Source organism: Listeria aquatica, assembly GCF_014223975.1.
Classification (GTDB): Bacteria; Bacillota; Bacilli; order Lactobacillales; family Listeriaceae; genus Listeria; species Listeria aquatica.
This window is the reverse complement of sequence record NZ_JAARRM010000002.1, coordinates 482,213-506,084: the sequence shown is the minus strand read 5'-3', so window position 1 is coordinate 506,084 and position 23,872 is coordinate 482,213. Positions and strand designations below refer to the sequence as shown.

Sequence of the window (23,872 nt, the reverse complement as noted above, 5' to 3'; positions counted from 1 at the left end):
TAATTGATCAAATTAAAAGAACAGAAACCGCTTAATGAATCCACATATAAAATGGAATCTATAGCAATTCTGTTCTTTTTTGAGTTCTCTCCAAGATTCATATTTGTTGGTATAGTTTGTAACTTGTTTCTTCACGGTTAAATATGACATGAATACAAGGATATATGAGTCTACAGATAAATCATTTTCGAGTATCTTCATATAAAAGGCCAATCAGTCGAATGAGTTCATTCATTTCCTCAGGAGTTAAACTAGAGCGATTCAAAAGAATATCAGGGAGATTATAAGATTCTTCCCGCTTGGATTTACCTAGGTCTGTAATAGTAATCCTAACAACACGCTCGTCTTCCTTGCTCCGCAATCGTTCGACCAAGCCATGTTGTTCCATTCTTTTTAAAAGAGGAGTTAAAGTATTGCTGGATAAATCCAATTTTTCTCCTAATTCTTTCAGTGAGACAGTTTCCAAATCATACAGTGTTACAAGGATTAAATATTGAGGATAAGTTAGGCCGTTTTTTTCTAAAGTAGGATGATAAAGACGCTGAATAGCACGTGATGTAGCGTAAAGTGAGAAACAAAGATGGTCGCTTAAAGGCGGTAATTTTTTTTTAGAATTCATAAAACATGACTCCATTTCTAGCATTTTTCTATAGTGTAGAACAAAAAAAACAATCACACAAGTTTAAATCCTTGACGATTTAATCGCGTGCGATTAAAATAAGTTTATAAATTTAAAGGAGTGGTTAATTATGACAAAGAGAATTTCATTAGAAAAAGAGGCAATTGAATTTAGTGAGGCAAATGCACCTCATCCGCGTATTTATGAATTAGATCCAAAAGATGGAAGAGCATTGCTTGAACAAGTACAAGAATCGCCGGTAAATAAGTACAATGTAGATATTGAAGATCAGTTAATGGATACTGGGGAATATGGTTCGATTAATGTTCGATTCATTCGTCCTGCTGGAAATTATGCGGTACTACCAGTTATATTTTACATACACGGTGCTGGCTGGGTATTTGGTAGTGCAAAAACACATGATAAGCTAGTTCGAGAACTTGCCGTGAGAACAAATTCCGTTGTTGTTTTTCCAGAATATACTTTGTCTCCAGAAGCAAAATATCCAACAGCGATTGAACAGAATTATGCGATTTTACAACAACTATCTGCCATTGCGGAATCTAAGAAAATGGATGTTAGTCGTCTAACAGTTGCTGGAGATTCTGTTGGAGGAAATATGGCTACTGTAATGACTATTATGACAAAACAACGTGCGGGATTGCCTATTAAACAACAACTACTTTACTACCCAGTGACGGATGCTAACTTTGATACGGAATCGTATAATGAATTTGCGGAAAATTATTTCCTTACTAAAGAAGGAATGCAATGGTTTTGGAATCAATATACAACGAATGAGGAGGAACGCGCGCAAATTACAGCTTCTCCACTAAGAGCTACTATTGATGAATTGAAAGATTTACCAGCTGCAATGGTTTTAAATGGAGAAGCCGATGTTTTACGTGATGAAGGGGAAGCATATGCTCGGAAATTGCGAGATGCGGGTGTAGAAGTGACTCAAACAAGATTCCAAGGAATGATTCACGATTTTGTGATGGTTAATTCGTTAGATCAAACAAAAGCTGCACGCGCGGCAATGACTTTATCGACTGAGTGGATTAATCGAAAAAATAATTTGTAACCATTTAGCTGTAACTTAGAACACAAAAAGCGCTTATCTCTAAATAAAGATATAGAGATAAGCGCTTTTTTGATGGGAAAAGAGAGACGGAATACAGTGTGAAAAAACGGATTAGGGTTTAGAAAATCATGATTCATTCTTAGAATAGAGGGAAGAATAAAGAGTGATAAAAGATTGTAAAAGAAAACAAACTAGGAGGAGAACAATTATGAAAATCACTCAACTATCTATTGAAACTTTAGACCGGGCGAAAGAACGTTTTTTGGATACTTTAGAACAAATGAACATAGATGAAGCAAACACGATGCCAAAGCCACTTATTAAGTCGGTCACCTGGTTGATTTGGCATACAGCACGTGAGCTCGATTATCAAGTTTCTGCTCTTGCAAACCAAGAACCCTTATGGCTGAGCGCGGGGTGGACGGATAAATTTTCTTTAGATTTACCAGATGATACGCAAGACTGGCAACATACGCCGGAGGAAGCGGCTAAAGTAGTCGTTTCGGATAAAAATTTGTTGATTGATTATCTAGAAGCAAGCGTGCAATTTGTGAAAGGATATTTGGAAAATGTAGAAGAATCTTCACTTGAAGAAATTATTGATAGAAGTTGGACACCTGCTGTGACACGTCAAGCTCGTCTAGTATCGGCGATTGATGATGCAGTAATGCACTCTGGACAAGCGGTTTATACAAGAAGATTAGTGATCGGGAAATAATGGATATTAGTAAAAAGCTCAACCCTATGTGGTTGAGCTTTTTTTACAATTGTTTTTTTAAAAATTCTTTTAAGGAGTGATAGGCAGGAATATCGACATCCATATTGACGCGAATCATTTCTTGCGCCATCTTCGGCTTGATTCCGGAAAGTACCAGTTCGATTCCAGACAACTTAGTCACGCTGCTTAATTGGAAGAGCATTTCAGCAAGTGCGGTATCAAAAGTGGTACTCGCAGAAAGATCTAAGCAAAGGCTGTCGATCGAAAGTTCATTGCAACGCTTGATCGCACTTTCCATCAAATGTTGAGCACGCTCTCTATCTACTCGTCCCACAACAGGCAAGATAGCAATGTTATCCGTGATGGAGATAACAGGTGCACTGATTTCATCAATGAATGAACGCTGGCTTTCAATGTACTCAACGATTTGTGTGTAATACATCGTCGTGAAGTCACCGATGATTTTATCAAAAGCACGATTAGCTTGGCGAATAGTTTCAGCAAAATTTTCCTTTGTGATTTCAGCTTGTTTAATGGCTAAATCAGCGATGGCATTTAGTACCTGCTGTCTCAATTTGTCAAGTGTCATAATGACTTCAGGCAATGGGACGTCATTTTTTATACGACGCTGATACATGTGTTCTAGCCAGTTGTGTAAAGCAGTATTGAATTTTTCTTGGTCATCCGAGAAAAAATAGGTGACAAGGCACACGGTTTGTTTGCTATCAGCTTGTAATTCTGCCTTATAGAGTGGCTCGTAGACTGGGCTAGTATACGGAGTTTTCATAGAGTAGATGGAATCTAGCCATTTTTCAATGATATCATCCATATTTTCTAATAAATGTTGACTAATATATTTTTGCATTTCTTTCATTTTACGCCCCTACCTTTCTTGTTCTGTTCTCGCTTTTCCACTACGCTCCTCACCATTTTATGCTGAAATGAAGCAACTGTCTATGTTTTAAGTGTAAAAAAGACAAGAAAGTAACAATTTTGTTTTTTTGCTAAAAATACCGACGAGATTTATAAGTCGTGTTATAATAGGAAAGAATGAATGGGAAAGGAAGTTTTTTGTGGGACTACAAGCTGAATTAGAGGAACTGCAACCCGTTGTTATGAATCTGTTCAAACGCAGTAAGCGCGAAAATCGCTTATCGCATGGCTATCTTTTCCATGGCCCAAATGGCGTTGGGAAAAAGCGTTTGGCGCTTTGGCTTGCACAAAGTTTATTTTGTTTAGAACAAACGGATGAAGTTCAAGTTTGTTCGCATTGTGTAAACTGCACGCGAATTGCAAATGACAACCACCCCGACGTTCACTGGCTTAAGCCGGATGGTGCGAGCATTAAGATTGATCAAGTTCGTGAAATACGTTCGGAACTCATGAAGCAAGGTATGGAATCCAATCAAAAAGTTTTGATTATAGATGAAGCGGATAAGATGACCGTTCAATCGGCTAATAGTCTGCTCAAATTCATAGAAGAGCCGGATGCTGGAACGCTCTTACTTTTTTTGACGACCAATCCAGCGAAAATTTTGCCAACGATTGCTTCAAGGCTTCAACCGGTTGCTTTTCGGGAACTTCCTTTCGAGCAGCTCGTGAAAAAGTTAGAGCAAGTTGGCATCAGTCAGCAAAAAGCACGTATTTTTGCGAGCTTAACAGGAAGTATTCAGGAAGCAAAACGGCTTAATGAAGATGAATTTTTTCAAGAAGCGCGAAATGCGTCTGTGAAATTATATGAAGGATTGCACCACGACGGGCCGGAACCACTGATTTTTATACAAGAAACGTGGATGCCGCTTTTTAAAGATAAGGCAGCTCTTGCTGTAGGCCTTGATTTGCTGTTACTGCTTTACCGAGATGTCTTTCATTTGATGCTCGGGGAAAGTTATGAGCCGATTTCAGCAGGACAAGCCGAACTTTTGCGACGCGATGCGCTTCGATTTTCGCTTCAAGCGATCACGCAAGATATGGAAACAATTTTAGAAGCCAAGAGAAAGCTCGATTCCAATATGAATCAACAGCTTTTGATGGAAGAGCTGGTATTAAAGCTTAAAGGGGGTCATTTATTTGCTTAAAGTCGTAGGCGTCCGTTTTAAGGATGCTGGTAAAATATATTATTTTTCGCCTGGCGATCTAGAGATTGAACAAGATCAAGGGGTGATCGTTGAAAACGCACAAGGAATTGAATTTGGAAGAGCGGTCATCGAACCGCGTATGGTAGACGAAGAAGATGTTGTGTTACCACTCAAAAATGTTATTCGTATCGCGACAAAAGAGGATTATCAATCGGTCAAGGAAAACAATATTTCTTGCGAAAAAGCGTTTTTGCTTTGTGACGAAAAAATTCGGGAACATGAAATCGAGATGAACTTAGTTGATGTCGATTATACATTTGACCGCAATAAAATTATTTTCTACTTTACAGCAGAAGGGCGTGTCGATTTTCGTGAGCTTGTAAAGGATCTTGCTTCCGTTTTTCGGACACGAATTGAGCTTCGGCAAATTGGCGTGCGTGATGAAGCGAAGCTACTTGGCGGAATTGGACCTTGTGGACGGATGCTTTGCTGTTCAACGTTTCTTGGAGATTTTGAGCCGGTTTCGATTAAGATGGCGAAGGATCAAAACTTGTCGCTCAATCCAACGAAAATTTCTGGACTTTGTGGGCGGCTGATGTGCTGCTTGAAATATGAAAATGATGAATACGAAGCGGCGAAACGTGAAATGCCAGATGTTGGTACAAAAGTGATGACACCAGACGGGGAAGAAGGAAAAGTGATAGGAATCAATTTGCTGAAGCGTGTTTTACAAGTGCGTCTTCCAAATGAAGAGCTTGTACTCGAATACGAATTAGATGAATTGCGTCCATATAATGAATTTCTAGCTGAGAAGGTAAAGTCTTGAGGTGAAGAAAGTGGATAAAAAAGCATTGTTTGATTCAGTAAGCAATATGGAGGAACAAATTGGAGAACTTTACCAGCAGCTTGGCGAATTAAAGACCAACTTAGGGAGTATGCTTGAAGAAAATAGCCGCTTGCAAATTGAAAATGACTATTTAAGACGACGTTTAGGTGAGGAAAGTGTTGCAGGAACGGAAGGCAAGAGCGAAGGTGTCATGGCAGAAGAACGCAAGGAGGCCATGCAGCAAATGATTGAGCGGGGCGAAGGACACGATAATTTGGTCAAGCTCTACCGAGAAGGTTTTCACGTTTGCAATATTCACTTTGGCAGTCCGCGGACAAATGATGAAGATTGTTTGTTTTGCTTATCTTTGTTAAATAAAAAATAAACAGAACGCCTCTCTCAAGTTTTGCTCAAGGAGAGAGGCGCTTTTTTAAAGGTGAGAGAAAGATGTTAAAGGGTGACGAAAGACTGGATTATCTACTGGCAGAAAACATGCGGATCATTCAAAGTCCAACAGTGTTTTCGTTTTCGCTAGATGCTGTTTTATTGGCACATTTTACTTATCTACCTGTGCGCAAAGGGAGTATTGTTGACCTTTGTAGCGGAAACGGGATTATTCCGCTTCTATTAAGTAAACATACGGAAGCTCCGATTACGGCGGTTGAAATCCAGCCGCGACTTGCGGATATGGCACGACGAAGTGTAGCCTACAATAAATTAGAAGACCAGATTACGGTGCTTGAAGCAGATATTCGGAATACAGCGCCAGCGCTTCAAAAAGAGAAGCATTCGCTAGTTACTTGTAATCCACCTTATTTTGCGAGCCTAGAAACGAGCAAATTTAATGAGAATGAGCACTTTCGGATTGCGCGTCATGAAGTGATGTGTACGCTTGAAGATGCTGTTCGGGTCAGTTCAGAGCTTCTTAAGCAAGGTGGGAAAGCAAGTTTTGTTCACAGGCCGGAACGCCTGCTTGAATTAACGCAGTTGATGCAGAAGTACCGACTAGAACCCAAGCGAATTCAGTTCGTGCACCCACTAGAAGCGCGTGATGCCAATATGGTGCTCGTCGAGGGAACAAAAGATGCCAAGCCTGGCGTTCGCTATTTGCCGCCGATTGTGGTTCATCAAGAAGACGGCGAGTATACAGCAGAGGTGAAGGAGATTTTATATGGCAAAGTCGAATGAACATTTTTTCTATGTGCTAAAGTGCGCGGATGGCACATTTTATGGGGGTTATACGACGGATGTATCGCGACGTGAAGAGGAACACAATGCGGGGATTCGCTGCAAATATACGAAGACACGTCGGCCAGTTCATGTGATTCACTTTGAGAAGTTTGAAACGAGAAGTGAAGCAATGAAAGCGGAAGCGGCTTTTAAAAGCTTGTCACGCAGAGCGAAAGAAAGTTATCTGAAAGGGAAGGCAGAGTGAAGATGCAAAGTCAAAAGAGTTTTCAAAATCAAGATGCAGGGACGCTTTATTTGGTGCCAACTCCGATTGGTAACCTGGAAGATATGACGTTTCGCGCTGTCAGAATGCTCAAGGAAGTGGATTTGATCGCCGCAGAAGATACGCGAAATACAATTAAGCTGCTCAACCATTTTGAAATTCACACGAAGATGGTGAGCTACCACCAGTATAGCGAGCGTGAACGCGAAAATGAGCTTGTCGAACAACTGCAAAATGGAGAAACGATTGCGCTTGTGAGCGATGCAGGCATGCCAGCCATCTCGGACCCCGGTTACGAACTTGTCGCAAAAGCCTTGCAAGAAAGGGTACCCGTTGTGGCGTTGCCAGGGGCAAATGCGGCTCTTACAGCCCTGATCGCATCAGGTCAGCTTCCCCAACCGTTTTATTTCCATGGGTTTTTACCTCGCAGTTCTAAGGAACGTGACGAAACTCTTGCAAAGCTTGGAAAGCGCAAAGAAACTTGGGTTTTGTATGAATCACCGCACAGGCTGAAGGAAACGCTCAAGGCGATTTTGAAGGCAGTAGGTCCAGAACGCGGGATTACGCTTTGTCGCGAGCTTACGAAAATTTATGAGGAGTATTTGCGCGGGACAGTGGAAGAAGCGCTGGCGTGGAGCAAGGAAGAGAATGTTCGCGGCGAGTTTTGTCTTGTTGTTGCAGGAAGCGGTGTGGAAGAAGTCGATGAAGAAGCGGCTTGGTGGCAAGAACTTTCTGTCCGAGAACATGTGGAAGAGTTGATTGCGCGTGATGGCGTCAGTTCGAAAGATGCAATCAAACAAGTGGCCAAGGAACGCAATCTGCCAAAACGTGAGGTTTACGCGGCTTACCATGAAATTGAATAAAAAACCAAAGCTGACCATTATATGATCAGCTTTTTTTGCGGAAAATGATACAAGGTAACGAAAAAATACATACGAAGACTATTAAAATAGAATAGGAGGGATTAGATGAATAAGAAGAAGTATATTAAAAAATATTTAACCAGATTAGATCAATATGATGAAGGAACAACGATTAGCTGGAACAAACTGAGCGAAGAAGAGTTGAATGCTTATTCGAAGGCGCTTGGAAAAGAGATTCCGAAAAGCTATCGCTGGTTTCTAGAGACTTTTGGTGAAAGTAGTTTATTTGGATTCGGATTTGAGGGGAAAATAGAATATTCTGGTTATACAATTGTAGATTTAAATAAAGAAAAAGTGGCTGAACTCGAACCATTTTTAGGAGCTGGATTAGAGAAGCGTTACTTGTTTTTCATTGATGAATCTTCTGATGGTTACGCCTTTGACTACGATCATGTTCTAATCGACAATGAACCAGAAATCATTTGTTGGGACTGGATGGGGGTTTATCCAAGGAAAAAGAACTTTTATAGTTTTCTCTGGGATGAAATCAAAAATTACTTTGACAACGAAGAGGAACTTGCCTTTTTAATTGATGAAGCAGATAAGGAATATTTTGAATGGAAGTGAATTTTTACTGGGTGAAACGCTTTTTTGGAATCAGATAAATTTTTGGAAGTCTCTCCCGTAATCTTTCAAAAAATGCTATAATAGGTGATAATTGTTAAGTCGATTAAGGAGGGAACAGGAGTGCCAAAAGAGAAAAATACATTTTACATTACTACACCCATCTACTACCCAAGCGGAAAAGCACATATCGGACATGCCTATACAACCGTTGCTGGAGACGCAATGGCTCGTTATAAACGTTTGAAAGGGTTTGACGTTTTTTATCTCACAGGAACCGATGAACACGGTCAGAAAATCCAAACAAAAGCGGAAGAACGCGGAATTTCTGAACAGGAATACGTTGATGAGTTCGCTGAAAATTTTAAGGGCCTTTGGGAGAAACTGGAGATTAGCAATACGGATTTTATTCGCACTACTGAGCCGCGTCATAAACGCGGCGTCGAGAAAATCTTTAAACGGCTACTTGACCAAGGAGACATCTATCTGGGTGAGTATGAAGGCTGGTATTCCGTTTCCGATGAAGAATATTTCACTGAAACGCAGCTTGCTGAAGTGTATCGTGATGAAAATGGAAAAGTGGTGGGCGGAAAAGCGCCAAGCGGAAATGAAGTGGAACTTGTAAAAGAAGAATCCTATTTCTTCCGAATGAGCAAATACGCAGATCGCCTCGTTGAATATTACAATTCGCATCCTGATTTCATTTTGCCAGAATCACGCAAAAATGAAATGCTAAAAAACTTTATCGAACCAGGGCTTGAAGACCTTGCTGTTTCGCGTACCACATTCGATTGGGGTATCAAAGTTCCCGGCAACCCGAAGCATGTCGTCTATGTTTGGATTGACGCGCTTTCAAACTATATCACAGCACTTGGTTATGATTCAGATGATGATTCGTTGTTCCAAAAATACTGGCCTGCAGATGTACAAATTGTTGGAAAGGAAATTGTCCGCTTCCATACAATTTACTGGCCGATCATTTTGATGGCGCTAGATTTGCCGCTCCCAAAAAAGATTTTTGGACATGGCTGGATTCTCATGAAAGATGGCAAAATGTCGAAATCAAAAGGGAATGTAGTGGATCCTTACATGCTCATTGATCGCTATGGCCTCGATGCGGTCCGCTATTACTTGCTTCGCGAAGTACCATTTGGTTCTGATGGTTTGTTCACACCAGAAGACTTTATCGACCGGATTAACTATGACCTCGCTAACGATCTTGGAAACTTACTTAACCGGACCATCGCGATGATTAACAAGTATTTTGATGGCGAAATCCCAGCTTACAAAGGGTTTGTAACCGATTTTGATGAAGCGCTTGAAACTTTCAAAGATGAGGTTTTGAAGGAATATGAGGCAGGAATGGAAAATATGCAATTCTCCGTCGCGCTTGCAAAAATTTGGTCCTTCATTTCCCGTACGAATAAATATATTGACGAAACAGCGCCGTGGGTTCTTGCAAAAGAAGAAAAACAAACAGAACTTGCGAGCGTCATGGCACACCTTGCAGAATCGCTTCGGATTACGGCAGTGCTTTTAAAACCGTTTTTGACAAAAGCTCCGCAAGAAATCCTCAGCCAGCTTAATCTTTCTTTCGAACAGAATTTTGATAGCCTAGTGGGCTTTGATGGAATCCCAGCTGGAACAAAAGTTGTGGCGAAAAGAACGCCGATTTTCCCACGCCTTGATGCGAAGGAAGAGGTGGCGTATATCCAAGAACAAATGAAAGCACAAAAACCTATACAAAAAGAAGAACTAGAGCAAGCAGAGGTGCAAGCATTTGAAACACCTCAAATTGGTATCGAAGACTTTGACAAACTCGATCTTCGGGTAGCAGAAGTAAAACAAGTCGAGAAAGTAAAAAAAGCGGACAAGCTACTTTGTTTCCAACTGGACTTGGGTGAAGGAAAATTACGCCAAGTCTTATCCGGAATCGCTGAATTTTATGCACCAGAAGATTTACTCGGCAAAAAAGTCATTGTTGTTTCTAATTTGAAGCCTGTTAAACTGCGCGGCTTGATGAGCGAAGGAATGATTCTTTCTGGTGAATCAAACGGTAAATTGCAAGTTATTGAAGCAGGTAGTTCCCTTCCAAATGGAGCAAAAGTTAAATGACTTGGATGATCCTCATTGCGCGATTTCGCGCAATGAGGATCTTTTTATGAAGGCGAAAAGTTTTCGAAGTCAATTTTAAATAGTATAATAGAAGGAAATTAAATTTTGGAGGGAAGAAAATGCTTTTTGATACGCATGTCCATTTAAATGATGAAGCGTTCCGTGATGACCTAGAAGAAGTTATCCTTCGCGCTAAAGAAAATGATGTTTCTAAAATGGCGGTTGTTGGTTTTAATAAAGAAACAATTGAGCGAGCACTTGAACTAGCTGACAAATATGATTTCATTTATTTGATTCTTGGCTGGCATCCAACTGATGCGATTGATTTTACCGATCAAGACCTTGAATGGCTGCGCAAACTTACGAAGCATCCAAAGATGGTCGCGCTTGGGGAAATGGGCTTGGATTATCACTGGGATACATCGCCTAAAGAAGTCCAATTTGAAGTGTTTCGTAAGCAAATTCGCCTAGCTAAGGAAGTCAATCTACCTATCGTGATCCATAATCGTGAAGCAACAGAAGATGTGGTGCGTATTTTGCGGGAAGAACATGCCGAAGAAGTAGGGGGCATTATGCACTGCTTTGGGGAAACGGTGGAAGTAATGGAAGAATGTCTGGCGCTGAATTTTTACATTTCGTTTGGAGGAACGGTGACTTTTAAAAATGCGAAATTACCTAAATTAGCTGCTGAAAAAGTTCCACTAGACAAGTTTTTGATTGAAACAGATGCCCCGTATCTTGCGCCACATCCAAATCGTGGAAAAAGAAATGAGCCAGCTTTCGTCAAGTTGGTTGCCGAAAAAATAACGGAATTAAAAGAGTTGGAATATGATGAAATTGCCCGTCTATCAATGGATAACGCAAAAACGCTATTTCGCTTGTGATTTGTTTTGTCATGAATCTGTAACAAAACGCGTACTCTGTAACCTATTCTTAAGCTTCTGGGATACAAGTTCGTGGTTTTGGTCTAAACCACACGCTTTTATGCCTAAGTCTCAAGTCGTAGTTTTTTGAAATATTTTTGTTACATTCTGTATGCATTGTAAAAAAAAAACCTTTATATCTTGGCGTAGCAAGGTTTTTTAACGTTGTTTACAAAAAAATGAAAAATACTTCACAAAAATTGACAGTTCTTTAGTCCCCCGTATATAATCACTAGCGAGTAGAAAGGGGAGAAATATATGACCATGGAAAACAGCAGTAACTCTGTCCGATCATCAAAATGGAAATTACCACTTATGATCGCAGGATTTGTTATTGTAGTATCATTGGTTTTTTATTTCGTTTTCGAAGGAACTAAAAACGATATTATCATCAATAATGCTGGTGAAAAAATTGAAGCAAAAACACATGCTAAAACGGTTGGAGAAGCTCTTCAAGAATCAGGAATTAAACTTTCTGCGCACGATGAAGTATCTCCTGCGAAAAATGCGAAAGTTAAAGATGGCATGAAAATTGATTATACAAAAGCAAACCAGCTTACTATTGTAGATAACGGCAATAAAGAAAAAGTTTGGAGTACGAAAAAAACGGTTGGTGACGTGCTGAAGGACGAAAATATTACGACACGTCCGCAAGATGCTGTTAGCGTTGCGCTTGATACAAAAGTAAAAAATGGCATGAACGTGAACATTAACCGGGCGATTGCATTATCGCTTCAAAATGGGGAGAAAAAAGAAAACGTTTGGTCAACAAAAAGCAGTGTCCAAGATTTGCTTGATGAAAAGAACATTAAGCTAGGGAAAGATGATCGCGTATCACCTGAAAAAGATGCTGATCTAAAAGAAAATATGCTGGTTCGTGTTACATATGTTGACAAGAAAACAGAAGAAAAGAACGAAAAAGTTGCTTTTGATACAGTGTACAAAGAGGATTCTAGTCTGGAAAAAGGAAAAACAAAACTTCTTTCGGATGGAAAACACGGTACAAAGAAAGTAAAATATGAAATTGTTTTTGAGAATGGTAAAGAGAAATCTCGCAAACGTGTGGGAGAAGATCTTTTAACTGATAGTAAAAATAAAGTTGTGGCACGCGGTACGAAGCAAGTTCAAGTAGCGACAGTCAGCCATGAAAATTCGAGTGAGAAAACTGTTGCAACAGCACCTGAGCAATCTAGTTCAGCATCAAGTAGCAGTAGTAGCGCACCAAGCGGCGGTAGAACGTTTACGATGCAGTCTACAGCTTACACGGGTGGAGGCGTAACAGCAACAGGCATTAACTTGTCTGCGAATCCAGGAATGAAAGTAGTTGCCGTAGATCCAAGTGTTATTCCACTTGGCTCGCGCGTTCACGTTTCTGGATATGGTGAAGCCATCGCTGGGGATACTGGTGGTGCGATTAAAGGGAATATTGTAGATGTTTACTTCTCGAGTAACGCGGCTTGTATAAGCTGGGGACGCCGGACAGTAACAGTTACAGTTCTCTAATCAAAAATATGGATAAAGAGCGAGGCTGACTAATTGGGCTTCGCTTTTTCTTTTGGCTTATGATATGATAAGCTTACTGATTTTAGAAAAGGACGTTTTGAGATGGAAAAACCGGTCATAAAAGAAGTGATTGTCGTTGAGGGGCGCGATGATACAACAGCGATCAATCGGGCTGTAGAAGCAGATACGATTGAAACGAACGGTTCGGCGATCAATGAAGAAACAATTGAGCAGATTCGTCACGCGAATGAAAAACGTGGCGTCATCATTTTGACGGACCCTGACTTTCCGGGAGAGAAAATCCGAAAGACCATTGAAGCGCAAGTCTCTGGATGTAAACATGCGTTTATCAAGAAAAAAGATGCTTTACCGAAGTTTGGTAGGGGGCTAGGCGTTGAGCATGCTTCTCCTGAGGTGATTCGTGCTGCTTTGGAATGTTTCCATACAAGCCGCACCAAAACGACTGAGACCCCGCTTATAACGCGTGAACGGCTAATTGAAGCTGGATTGTTATTTGGAGACGGGGCTAAAAGGCGACGTGAGTTGCTTGGCGAAGAGCTTAGAATTGGATACGCAAATGGAAAGCAACTAGAGGCCAGGTTAAATTTGTTCGAAATTACAGCTCAGGAATTTGAAGAGGCGCTTGGCGTAGTTTTTCAGGAGGAGAGAAATGAGTAAAGATATTGCGACGCCTGGACGTACGGCGGAGATACTGAAGAAGTATGGTTTTTTGTTTAAGAAAAGTTTGGGGCAAAATTTTTTGATCGATTCGAATATTTTGCGGCGAATTACGGAAACAGCGGGACTTACGAAAGAAACAAATGTGATTGAAATCGGTCCAGGGATTGGGGCTCTCACTGAACATTTGGCGAGAGAAGCGAAGGAAGTGGTTGCGTTTGAAATTGATCAGCGCTTGCTGCCGATTCTTGCGGATACGTTGTCGCCTTATTCGAATGTGCATATTGAACATGCAGATATTTTAAAAGCAGATGTGGAAGACGTGATCGCACGGCAATTCACTGATCCGAAAGCTCCACTTAAAATCGTAGCCAATTTGCCTTATTATGTTACGACCCCGATTATTTTGAATTTGCTTCACTCAAGAGTTCCTGTTAACTCGATGACGTTTATGCTACAAAAAGAAGTAGCAGAGCGCATTAGTGCAGTTCCGGGAACGAAAAGTTATGGAAGTTTAACAATTGCGATTCAGTATTACATGGAAGCGAGTCTTGCTTTCATTGTCCCGAAAAATGTATTTATGCCAAAGCCAAATGTGGATTCAGGCATCATTCATCTCGTTCGCCGAGAAAAACCGCTTGCTCACGTGCAAGATGAAATCTTCTTTTTTGAAGTAGTGCGGGCAGCCTTTGTGAACCGGCGGAAGACGTTATGGAATAATTTGGCGCAAAAATATCCTGAATTAAAAGCGAAGCGGCAAGAAACGGAGGAGCGATTTGCTCGAATTGAAATCGATTTGAAACGGCGCGGTGAAACCCTTTCGATTCCAGAATTTGCGGCAGTTGCTGCTGAATTAGCAGAAATTCTAAAAAAATAGCTTAAAATGGGATTTCTTTGTTGACATGTCTTGTTATCCCTGATAAAATATTATCTTATTGATTTTCACTGCTGTTTATGCTATAATAGTAAATAGTGAGGTGGAGATAATGCCAAAAACCATTGCAAGTATTAAGCAAGGTCTAGATGCTAGACTAGGAAAAGCACTAACTTTGAAAGCACACGGTGGACGCAAAAAAACGATTGAACGCTGTGGCGTTTTAGCGGAAACTTATCCATCCGTATTCATCGTTGAACTCGATCAAGATGAAAACAATTTTGAAAGAGTATCCTATAGTTATACGGATATTCTGACTGATGCTGTGGAACTGGTATTTACTGACGATAAAAAAGAATTAGCTTTATAAGAAATAAGTGAGCTGTCCCTAGTAAATGGGGCAGCTTTTTTTGTTAGAGAAAATAAAAAGAACCTGAAATGGAGCTACATATTTCTTTCGGCTTATGATAGAATATACAAAGAGATTTTAGAGGACTGACGGAGGCAAATAGAATGAAAATAAATTTAAAGGCGCCGGCAAAAATTAATTTATCTTTAGACGCACTTTACAAGCGCGAAGACGGCTATCATGAAGTAGAAATGGTAATGACGACAATCGACCTTGCCGACCGCTTGGAGCTCGAGCTAATCCCGAGCGATGAAATCATTCTTGACGTACGGGCTCATTTTATTCCAAATGACCATCGCAACCTTGTTTACCAAGTGGCCCTTCTTTTAAAAGAAAAATACAATGTGAAAAAGGGTGCGCGAATTACACTTGATAAACAAATCCCTGTTTCAGCTGGGCTAGCAGGAGGAAGCACGGATGCTGCCGCGGCACTAAAGGGCTTAAATGAATTATGGGAACTGGGCCTTTCGCTTGATGAACTAGCAGAACTTAGCGCAAGAATCGGATCGGATATTGCCTTTTGCCTTTTTGGAGGCACCGCGTTTGCGACTGGTCGTGGTGAAGTCATTCGGAAGCTACCGATGATGCCAAGCTGCTGGATTATCCTAGCAAAGCCAAGTATTAGCATCTCAACGCCGTCTGTTTATAAAGAACTAAAGCTAGGCGAAGTGGAGCATCCTGATACTGAGCGAATGCTTGCAGGCATTGAAGCAGGGAATTTAGATGTGATTTGCGATTCAATGGGGAATGTGCTTGAAAGTGTTACGCTCGAAAAAAATTCGCAAGTGAAGCAACTGAAACAAAAAATGCTCGAGTTTGGTGCAGATGCGGCCATGATGAGCGGGAGTGGACCAACAGTATTTGCTATCGTGAAGCAATATTCGCGTGCGAAACGTGTCTATAATGGCTTGCGAGGCTTTTGCTCGGAAGTTTATATGGTTCGACCTTGGAATGATGAAGGAGCGAGTTGAAGGAGCGAGTGGCGCGATACAATTTGTATGGCGCTTTTTTATATGGAAAATGAAAAAGTATGAAAATCCTTCTTGGTAGTTGTCAATTCACGAAAGTCGTTTTATAATGAAGAAAATACGGACAAAACATATAATTTTTTTAAAATTATGCGGATTTTGAAGAGGGAGAGAGACTATGAAAGTTCGGCGCAGTGAACGGTTAATTGATATGACACAGTTTTTGCTGGCACATCCACGGAAACTAATCCCGCTTACGATGTTTGCAGGACGTTACGGTTCCGCTAAATCATCAATCAGTGAGGATTTAGTCATTATCAAGAAAACATTTGAAGATCGTGGCATTGGCACGCTTGAGACAGTTCCGGGGGCAGCTGGTGGCGTGCGTTACATTTCAAAAGCGGATAATGCAGATGTGCTTGATTTTATTCAGACGCTTTGCAACCGAATTGCAGAGTCTGATCGCTTGCTTCCAGGTGGCTACTTGTATTTATCGGATTTACTTGGCGAGCCGGTTACACTGAAAGCAATCGGGAAAATTTTAGCGACGAAATTTAATGATAAACCAATTGATGCCATCATGACCGTTGCGACAAAAGGGATTCCAATTGCGCAAGCAGTAGCGGAACACTTGAGTGTGCCATTTGTGATCGTAAGGCGGGATAGTAAAGTGACCGAAGGCTCGACCGTAAGTATCAATTATGTTTCTGGTTCTAGCAAACGAATTGAAAAAATGGAGCTTTCAAAACGGAGTTTACCAGAAGGTTCACGCGTTGTGATTGTGGATGATTTCATGAAAGCAGGCGGAACGATCAATGGAATGAAAAATCTTTTGGATGAATTTAAGGCGACGCTTGTTGGAATTGGTGTGCTTGTCGAATCTGAATATGCAGAGGAACGCTTAGTTGATGACTACGTTTCGCTTGTTAAGATAAAAAATGTAAATGTGAAAGAACGGCAAATTGAAGTGGTTGAAGGTAACTACTTTTCGGCCGAATAAAGAAAGCTGCTGCGGCAGCTTTCTTTTTTTACAAAATCAGACTAGCGCCGCACTTTCAAATGCTTCCAGTTGTGGTAAAATATGGGTTATGTAATTCTAGATTGGAGTAGGAGGAAACGGTATGAAAAAATGGGTCAAATGGTTGATCGCGATAGTGATCATCGTTGTTCTTGCAGGAGTCATCATTGCCTTTTTAAATAAGGATGGGAAAGATGCAGCGACAAATAGTTCGAATAATGATGGAGTTGAAACAAAAGTTAAGCAAGGTGAAATGAAAATTGATGCAACAGCAACAGGTGTCATTGCGGTGGCAAACAAAGTAGCTCCAGATTATGAAGATTTGGAACTTCAAGTGCAAATGGATGAGCTTGACATCCCAAATATTAAAGTGGATCAAGAAGTAACCATTAATGTGGCGGCGCTTCCTGATCGAACGTTCAAAGGAAAAGTCAAACAAATTGCAGAACAAGGGCAAGTACAAAATGGGGTTTCTTCATTCCCAGTCGTTATTTCGCTTGATAAAACAGATGGCCTTAAAGCAGGGATGACAGCAGATGCGTCAATTCTTGTGCAAGAAAAATCGAATGCTATTTATCTACCGATTGAAGCTGTTCAAAAAGACGATGATAACCGTTATTATGTCATGCTTCCGAAAAAAGATAAAAATGGAAAAACGAAAAAAGAAAAGAAAATCGTAAAAACCGGTTTACACAATGAAGATAATATTGAGATTACAAAAGGACTTTCCAAAGGGGACAAAGTCATCTTGCCTTCTAATAAGTCAAATACACAAGCATCTGGATTTTAATGACTGAAAAAAGGAAGGAGGGACCACATATGAACCCGCTTATTGAAATGAAAAATATCACGAAAACCTATACATTAGGGGATGAAACCTTTAAAGCGCTTGATGATGTATCCCTTTCGGTGAATGAAGGTGAATTTCTCTCCATTGTTGGACCATCTGGATCGGGAAAATCTACTTTGATGAATATGATCGGCTGTTTAGATGTTCCTGATGAAGGAAGCTATCACCTTGATAGCGTCGACGTTTACAAACTAAATGACAATAAACTTTCCGAGATTCGTAATAAAAAAATCGGCTTTATTTTCCAGCAATTTAATTTGCTTACGAAATTATCCGCACTTGAAAACGTCGAGTTACCGCTTATTTATGGTGGATACAGCTTATCGAAACGAGAAAAAATCGCGCTTAATTGTCTTGAGAAAGTCGGTCTTTCTGATAAAAAAGGCAACCTTCCTACGCAATTATCGGGAGGGCAGCAGCAACGTGTGGCAATTGCCCGTGCACTGTCTGCAAGTCCATCCATATTGCTAGCAGATGAACCAACTGGCGCGCTCGATTCCAAAACAGGTAAAGAAGTGATGAGCATTCTTAAAGAATTAAACGCAGCTGGAAATACCATCGTGATGATCACGCATGACCTTGAACTAGCTAGATACGGTACTCGCAGTATTCGCATCCAAGACGGTCGGCTTTATCATGAGGAGGTGGCGAATTGAGTGCACTGCAAAGTATGAAATTGGCGTTCAAACAACTTCGCTCCAGTAAATTGCGTTCCTTTTTAACGATGCTTGGAATTATTATTGGTGTAGCCTCCGTCATCTTGCTAGTTTCTTTAGGAAACGGCGTGACCCAAAAAGTAAACGAACAGATGGGAAGCTTAGGCTCTAATCTTGTAACTGTCATGAATAATTCAACAAATCCAAACGATAAATTCAGTTATGAAGAAGCGATGAAATATCAGTCCATTGATGGCGTGAAAAGCGTATCACCTGAATTATCTGGTCAAGCAACAGCCACAAATGACTTCCAGTCGAAAAACTTAAAAGTCATTGGGACAAACGACCAGTACAAAGGCGCAAGAAGCTTGGAGCTAGAAAATGGGCGTTTCCTTTTACCGATTGATATTGAATACGGGCAAAAAGTAGCGGTGATAGGCCCGACAGTCGCTAAAGATCTTTTTGGTTTTGCCAACCCGGTTGGGAAAACCATCCGCCTAAACGGATTGCCTTACAAAGTGATTGGGGTTCTTAAAGAAAAAGGTGCATCCATGATGGGCTCAAGCGACGACCAAGTCTTTATCCCAATTATGGCAGCTCAGCGCTTACTTAAAGATACCAATGTCCGTACCATCTACGTTGAAGCTAAAAACGCTGAAGACGTCGATTTTGTGGTAAGCACCTTGGAATCGCGCTTGTCGATTAAATTCAACCAAGATACTGACGATGAAGCCAAATCATCATCTGACACACAACTTGAACAGCCTTATCAGGTTATCAATCAGCAAGAAATCCTAAGTGCCTTTAATACAATCAGCGGCACCCTGACGACTGCCTTAGGAGCCATCGCAGCCATTTCCCTTATCGTTGGTGGAATCGGCATCATGAATATCATGCTCGTCTCTGTAAGCGAACGGACACGAGAAATTGGTATCCGCAAAGCGCTTGGTGCAAAAAAACGTGACATCCTCACTCAATTTTTAATCGAGTCCGTTGTCATCAGCGTTGTCGGTGGCGTTATTGGTATCATCATTGGCGTAAGCGGTGCGCTTATCTTTGGGAATGTAGCGGATATCCCATCCGGTGTAACCGCAGGCACTATCATATTCTCCTTTGTCTTTTCACTATGTATTGGCGTTATCTTCGGGCTTGCGCCTGCTAACAAAGCATCTAAGCTTCGTCCGATTGACGCGCTTCGTTCTGAATAAGAAACTAAAAACATGCTTTAGTTGAAAATTTTCATCTAAAGCATGTTTTTGTATAAATGGTGAGATAAAAGATAATGAAGTAAAAAGATAATACTCTACTTTTTATCAAAAAAAACGTAATATATATTATATACAACTGTCTTGTCATTCAATTTTAACAATTTTGTTACATAAAAACTAAAATTCTATATTTTAATTCTTACCTTCAAAGTAAGATTTTGCTAAAAATAGCTTATTATCAGTTGTTTGATAAGTTTCAACTCGTCAGAATGTGAAAAAATATGCAAAAATTTTGCATGCTATTTTGTAAAGTTTTTCTTTTCAATACTGCAAAAAAATAATTTTTTATTGTGCACAGTTTTTATAGAATTTATAATTTAAAGCTTGGAGAAAGAGGGTTAATTTTATTAAAATGTTGTCATCAGAATGACTGTCTCAAAGGGTTTGAAGTAGGTTCTGTTATTTGGTTCGACAATTAAAAACAATTAAAAAACAATTTGAATTTGTCAATAGATTAATCGCGTGAAAGCAGTGAAAAAACTTAGAGTTCACAAAGTTGTCAAATTCATCTTTTTTTATTATCATATGATTATAGAAAACGAGGTGCCTGGTGAGAAAGTATGAATCTCTGTTTTCTGTGAAGCAAGACTAATTTTGTTGCACAGGCAGCTAAGTTGAAAAGCTGAGCAACTAGACTTAAGGTGGTGAAGAAAATGGAAATTACAGATGTGAGATTACGTAAAGTATTGACAGATGGAAGAATGAAGGCTATTTCTTCAATCACAATTGACGGAGAATTCGTTGTACATGATATTCGTGTCATCGATGGAAATGATGGGCTTTTTGTGGCAATGCCAAGCAAACGGACTCCTGATGGGGAATTCCGTGACATTGCACATCCAATTAACTCGGATACACGTGCAAAAATTCAGGAAGCAGTTATCGCTGCTTATGACGTAGCAGAAGAACCAGTTGCAGTTGATGGGGGTTCTGAAAGCAAAGAAGAAGCTACGGCAGAATAAAAAGAATCCCTTTACTTAAAGAAAATGCGGCGAGATATGGGACAGAGAGGGATCAAATCTGTTACCTGATGAAAAAATCGGAAACCGCATCTTGGGTTAAGGGCATTAGGGATAAGGAGTGACGAGAATGCAAGTAACAGATGTTAGACTTCGTCGAGTAGAAACTGACGGAAGAATGAGAGCGATTGCTTCAATTACGTTAGATGAGGAATTTGTCGTACATGACATTCGCGTCATCGATGGAAACAACGGTCTTTTTGTCGCAATGCCAAGCAAACGCGGTGTTGATGGGGAATTCCGTGATATTGCACATCCAATTAATTCGGATACACGTGGTAAAATTCAAGATGTTGTTCTTGCGGAATACGAACGTGTTGGTGAAGAAGAAGCGAATGCTGTATCGGAAGAATCCGATCCGGAATCTGCTGAATAAAATAATAAAATGCCAGGACTACCGCCTGTTTGATGCGGTAGTCCTTTTTTGTTTCGCCCTTTTTTTAGCTAACTAGCTATGTTATAATGGAGAAAATTGTTGAAATGAGGTTCTGATGTTGGGGATGTTCCAGAAAATGAAATTGAACGATGAAAAAACTTCTTTTGAGAAAACAAAAGCGAAATTTCCATTTTTTACAAGGCATCAAACAAGAACAAAATCAAATTGACTATGCTTTCCGCGAGTTGGAAGGCTTTTTTGTGTGACTAAGAGCCCTTCCGGGGTTTCTTGAAAAAAACGTGATTTTACGGTATGATTCATAGTGGTAGATTAGTGATAATTGGGGGTTCTGTAAAGATGACAAAACAGTATGCTGTTGTTTTAGCAGCAGGTCAAGGAACACGAATGAAATCAAAACTCTATAAAGTTTTGCATCCAGTATGTGGTAAGCCGATGGTTGAACATGTAGTGGATCAAATTGGTCGTTTAAATGTTGATAAAATCGTGACGATTGTAGGTCATGGTGCGGAAGATGTTCGTACGCATTTAGAAGGAAAAAGTGAATTTGTGAAACAAGAAGAGCAACTTGGAACGGCGCATGCTGTTTTACAAGCAAAGGAGCTTCTTGCTGATTTAGAGGGTACAACCATTGTTGTTTGTGGGGATACACCGCTAATTGAAAGTGAAACAATTGGGGCGCTTGTGAAATATCACAGCGAAAAACGTGCAAAAGCCACTATTTTAACAACAACACTTGATAATCCATCAGGTTATGGGCGGATTATTCGTGATGATCTTGGCATTGTCGAGAAGATTGTTGAACAAAAAGATGCAACAGAAAAAGAGCAACGCGTACAGGAAATCAATACAGGAACTTATTGTTTTGATAATCGTGCGCTATTTAATGCACTTTCTAAGGTGTCTAATGATAATGCACAGGGCGAATATTACTTGCCAGATGTGATCAAGATTTTAAAAGATGAAGACGAAGTGGTAGCAGCTTATCGGATGGCGAATTTTGAAGAGTCGCTTGGTGTTAATGATCGTGTGGCGCTTGCTGAAGCGGCACGTTTAATGCGTCACCGGATCAATGAACGCCATATGAGAAATGGTGTAACGCTCGTTGATCCAGCAAGTACTTACATTGATGTTGACGTTGAAATTGGGCAGGATACTGTGATTGAGGCCAATGTCACGCTACGTGGGAAGACAAAAATTGGAAGTGACTGTGTCATTTCGAATGGCTGTGTTTTTGATCGTGCAGAAATTGGCGACCGTGTGCACGTGCGCAGTTCTGAAATTGAAGACAGCAAAGTGGGAGACGACGTTGCAATCGGACCATTTGCGCATCTTCGTCCAGATTCTGAAATTAAAGCGGGTGTGAAAATCGGGAACTACGTAGAGACGAAAAATGCTGTGATTGATGAAGGAACGAAATTACCACACTTTATTTATATGGGTGATGCGGAAGTCGGTAAGAATGTTAATGTGGGTTGCGGAACGATTACGGTAAACTACGATGGCTTCAATAAATTTAAAACAAAAATTGGTGACAATGTATTTGTTGGATGTAATTCGAATCTCGTTGCGCCAGTTGAAATAGCTGATAATACGTATATTGCGGCTGGTTCTACGATTACTGATGATGTGCCAGAAGACGCACTTGCGATAGGAAGAGCGCGTCAGGTAAACAAAGCGGGCTATGTAAAAAAGATTCGCGCTAAGCACGATAAGTAAGAAAAGGGAGTCCCGGTTTCTAGCCGAGAGAATAAAATTCATTTATCATTTTATAAATTAGTGGAGGCTGATTATGTCAAACGATTATTTTGATCCAAAGTTGAAAATTTTTGCACTAAACTCGAATCGCGCGTTAGCGGAAGAAATTGCGAAAGAAGTAGGGATCGAACTAGGGAAATCAAGTGTTACGCATTTCAGCGATGGTGAAATTCAAATCAATATTGAGGAAAGTATCCGTGGCTGTCACGTTTATGTGGTTCAATCGACGAGTTATCCTGTGAATCAAAATTTGATGGAGCTCCTTATCATGATTGACGCATTAAAACGGGCTTCAGCGGCAACAATTAATATTGTAATGCCTTATTATGGCTATGCTCGTCAAGATCGTAAGGCAAGAAGCCGTGAACCGATTACAGCTAAATTAGTAGCAAACTTGATTGAAACGGCTGGAGCGACGAGAATGATTACACTTGATATGCATGCGCCGCAAATTCAAGGCTTTTTTGATATTCCAATCGACCACTTAAACGCGGTTCGTCTGCTAAGTGATTATTTCAGTAATCTTGGATTAGCAAGTGAAGATATTGTTGTTGTGTCACCTGATCATGGTGGTGTTACGCGTGCGCGGAAAATGGCTGATCGTTTGAAAGCACCAATTGCAATTATTGATAAACGTCGTCCACGTCCGAATGTGGCAGAAGTCATGAACATTGTTGGTAACGTGGAAGGCAAAGTTTGCATCTTGATTGACGATATTATTGATACAGCAGGAACAATCACGCTTGCGGCGAATGCGCTTCGAGAAAGCGGCGCAACACGCGTCTTCGCATCTTGCACGCATCCGGTTCTTTCTGGGCCGGCGATGGAGCGTATTAGTGATTCTCCGATCGAGAAACTAGTTGTGACAAATTCAATTGCGATGCCGGAAGATAAATGGATTGATAAAATGGAACAACTTTCGGTTGCACCATTACTAGGTGAAGCAATCGTTCGTGTTCATGAAAATGAATCTGTGAGCTCATTGTTTGAATAATAAAAAGGGGTTTAACCGATTGAAAAGCTATAAACAAAGTTGTTAAAACTTTGTTTATAGCTTTTTTTATGTCATTTGATTTCCTTTTTTTATACAAAATAAATATAGGAGTAAGAGTATGATCAAGTGAAGGAGTTTATAGCCCAGTAACAGTTTCCCGCCAATGTATGGCCTCATTGT

General features: G+C 40.4%; 26 protein-coding genes. 24 read left to right on the top strand and 2 right to left on the bottom strand.

Features of this window, described 5'->3' with window-relative positions:
- Positions 1–181: 181 nt before the first annotated feature.
- Positions 182–619 carry a MarR family winged helix-turn-helix transcriptional regulator gene (locus HB912_RS08365; RefSeq protein WP_185373704.1) on the bottom strand — a complete coding sequence of 146 codons (438 nt, stop codon included), beginning with the start codon at positions 617–619 and terminating at the stop codon, positions 182–184.
- Positions 620–749: 130 nt separating this feature from the next.
- Here HB912_RS08365 and HB912_RS08360 point away from each other — a divergent pair, with 130 nt between their 5' ends.
- Together HB912_RS08360 and HB912_RS08355 are read left to right on the top strand one after the other, a co-directional pair.
- Positions 750–1,703: an alpha/beta hydrolase gene (locus tag HB912_RS08360; RefSeq protein ID WP_185373702.1), complete on the top strand. Its 954-nt coding sequence runs from the start codon at positions 750–752 to the stop codon at positions 1,701–1,703.
- A gap of 208 nt (positions 1,704–1,911) precedes the next feature.
- Positions 1,912–2,421, top strand: a complete 510-nt coding sequence (locus HB912_RS08355; protein WP_185373700.1) for a DinB family protein — start codon at positions 1,912–1,914, stop codon at positions 2,419–2,421.
- 43 nt (positions 2,422–2,464) lie between these two features.
- Here the strand turns inward: HB912_RS08355 and HB912_RS08350 are convergent, their stop codons facing one another.
- Positions 2,465–3,295, bottom strand: coding sequence for an STAS domain-containing protein (locus tag HB912_RS08350; RefSeq protein ID WP_185373697.1), 831 nt, complete (start codon positions 3,293–3,295; stop codon positions 2,465–2,467).
- A gap of 199 nt (positions 3,296–3,494) precedes the next feature.
- Between HB912_RS08350 and holB the strand changes: the two genes are divergently transcribed.
- The 22 genes from holB (at position 3,495) to HB912_RS08240 (ending at position 23,692) form a co-directional block, all read left to right on the top strand.
- On the top strand, positions 3,495–4,499 hold the full coding sequence (gene holB / locus HB912_RS08345) for a DNA polymerase III subunit delta' (protein WP_185373695.1): 1,005 nt from the start codon (positions 3,495–3,497) through the stop codon (positions 4,497–4,499).
- Entirely contained in the window at positions 4,492–5,325 is an 834-nt protein-coding gene (locus tag HB912_RS08340; protein WP_185373693.1) for a PSP1 domain-containing protein, read from the top strand. The genes holB and HB912_RS08340 overlap by 8 nt, the downstream gene beginning before the upstream one ends.
- A gap of 10 nt (positions 5,326–5,335) precedes the next feature.
- Positions 5,336–5,710: a DNA replication initiation control protein YabA gene (gene yabA / locus HB912_RS08335; RefSeq protein ID WP_185373691.1), complete on the top strand. Its 375-nt coding sequence runs from the start codon at positions 5,336–5,338 to the stop codon at positions 5,708–5,710.
- Between the two features lie 62 nt (positions 5,711–5,772).
- A complete protein-coding gene (locus HB912_RS08330) occupies positions 5,773–6,513 on the top strand; it encodes a tRNA1(Val) (adenine(37)-N6)-methyltransferase (protein ID WP_185373689.1) in 741 nt (246 codons plus the stop codon).
- Positions 6,497–6,760: a GIY-YIG nuclease family protein gene (locus HB912_RS08325; RefSeq protein ID WP_036073776.1), complete on the top strand. Its 264-nt coding sequence runs from the start codon at positions 6,497–6,499 to the stop codon at positions 6,758–6,760. Before HB912_RS08330 ends, HB912_RS08325 begins: the two co-directional genes overlap by 17 nt.
- Before the next feature lie 2 nt (positions 6,761–6,762).
- Positions 6,763–7,641, top strand: coding sequence for a 16S rRNA (cytidine(1402)-2'-O)-methyltransferase (gene rsmI / locus HB912_RS08320; RefSeq protein ID WP_185373687.1), 879 nt, complete (start codon positions 6,763–6,765; stop codon positions 7,639–7,641).
- A gap of 105 nt (positions 7,642–7,746) precedes the next feature.
- Positions 7,747–8,268 carry an SMI1/KNR4 family protein gene (locus HB912_RS08315; RefSeq protein WP_185373685.1) on the top strand — a complete coding sequence of 174 codons (522 nt, stop codon included), beginning with the start codon at positions 7,747–7,749 and terminating at the stop codon, positions 8,266–8,268.
- A gap of 120 nt (positions 8,269–8,388) precedes the next feature.
- Positions 8,389–10,380 carry a methionine--tRNA ligase gene (gene metG, locus HB912_RS08310; protein ID WP_185373683.1) on the top strand — a complete coding sequence of 664 codons (1,992 nt, stop codon included), beginning with the start codon at positions 8,389–8,391 and terminating at the stop codon, positions 10,378–10,380.
- Between the two features lie 119 nt (positions 10,381–10,499).
- Positions 10,500–11,264, top strand: coding sequence for a TatD family hydrolase (locus tag HB912_RS08305; protein WP_185373681.1), 765 nt, complete (start codon positions 10,500–10,502; stop codon positions 11,262–11,264).
- Positions 11,265–11,561: 297 nt separating this feature from the next.
- Positions 11,562–12,806, top strand: coding sequence for a G5 and 3D domain-containing protein (locus HB912_RS08300; protein ID WP_185373679.1), 1,245 nt, complete (start codon positions 11,562–11,564; stop codon positions 12,804–12,806).
- A 102-nt stretch (positions 12,807–12,908) separates the two neighbouring features.
- Entirely contained in the window at positions 12,909–13,484 is a 576-nt protein-coding gene (gene rnmV / locus HB912_RS08295) for a ribonuclease M5 (protein ID WP_185373677.1), read from the top strand.
- Positions 13,477–14,361: a 16S rRNA (adenine(1518)-N(6)/adenine(1519)-N(6))-dimethyltransferase RsmA gene (gene rsmA, locus HB912_RS08290; RefSeq protein ID WP_185373675.1), complete on the top strand. Its 885-nt coding sequence runs from the start codon at positions 13,477–13,479 to the stop codon at positions 14,359–14,361. Before rnmV ends, rsmA begins: the two co-directional genes overlap by 8 nt.
- Positions 14,362–14,470: 109 nt before the next feature.
- Positions 14,471–14,728, top strand: a complete 258-nt coding sequence (gene veg / locus HB912_RS08285; RefSeq protein ID WP_115753383.1) for a biofilm formation stimulator Veg — start codon at positions 14,471–14,473, stop codon at positions 14,726–14,728.
- Positions 14,729–14,871: 143 nt separating this feature from the next.
- Positions 14,872–15,738, top strand: a complete 867-nt coding sequence (gene ispE / locus HB912_RS08280) for a 4-(cytidine 5'-diphospho)-2-C-methyl-D-erythritol kinase (protein WP_185373673.1) — start codon at positions 14,872–14,874, stop codon at positions 15,736–15,738.
- Between the two features lie 175 nt (positions 15,739–15,913).
- A complete protein-coding gene (purR, locus tag HB912_RS08275; protein ID WP_036074413.1) occupies positions 15,914–16,735 on the top strand; it encodes a pur operon repressor in 822 nt (273 codons plus the stop codon).
- Positions 16,736–16,856: 121 nt separating this feature from the next.
- Positions 16,857–17,543 (top strand): efflux RND transporter periplasmic adaptor subunit, encoded by a 687-nt coding sequence (locus HB912_RS08270; RefSeq protein ID WP_185373671.1) that lies wholly within the window; start codon positions 16,857–16,859, stop codon positions 17,541–17,543.
- 29 nt (positions 17,544–17,572) lie between these two features.
- Positions 17,573–18,259 (top strand): ABC transporter ATP-binding protein, encoded by a 687-nt coding sequence (locus tag HB912_RS08265; protein WP_036074414.1) that lies wholly within the window; start codon positions 17,573–17,575, stop codon positions 18,257–18,259.
- Complete coding sequence (locus tag HB912_RS08260) at positions 18,256–19,467, top strand: ABC transporter permease (RefSeq protein ID WP_185373669.1); 1,212 nt, start codon at positions 18,256–18,258, stop codon at positions 19,465–19,467. Before HB912_RS08265 ends, HB912_RS08260 begins: the two co-directional genes overlap by 4 nt.
- Before the next feature lie 713 nt (positions 19,468–20,180).
- Positions 20,181–20,489 carry a septation regulator SpoVG gene (gene spoVG / locus HB912_RS08255; RefSeq protein WP_036074416.1) on the top strand — a complete coding sequence of 103 codons (309 nt, stop codon included), beginning with the start codon at positions 20,181–20,183 and terminating at the stop codon, positions 20,487–20,489.
- A gap of 127 nt (positions 20,490–20,616) precedes the next feature.
- The gene (gene spoVG, locus HB912_RS08250; RefSeq protein ID WP_036074419.1) at positions 20,617–20,922 is read left to right on the top strand and encodes a septation regulator SpoVG; all 306 of its coding nucleotides are present in this window, start codon (positions 20,617–20,619) and stop codon (positions 20,920–20,922) included.
- Positions 20,923–21,279: 357 nt separating this feature from the next.
- Positions 21,280–22,659, top strand: coding sequence for a bifunctional UDP-N-acetylglucosamine diphosphorylase/glucosamine-1-phosphate N-acetyltransferase GlmU (gene glmU, locus HB912_RS08245; RefSeq protein ID WP_185373667.1), 1,380 nt, complete (start codon positions 21,280–21,282; stop codon positions 22,657–22,659).
- Between the two features lie 73 nt (positions 22,660–22,732).
- Positions 22,733–23,692, top strand: a complete 960-nt coding sequence (locus HB912_RS08240) for a ribose-phosphate diphosphokinase (protein WP_036074422.1) — start codon at positions 22,733–22,735, stop codon at positions 23,690–23,692.
- Positions 23,693–23,872 lie beyond the last annotated feature (180 nt).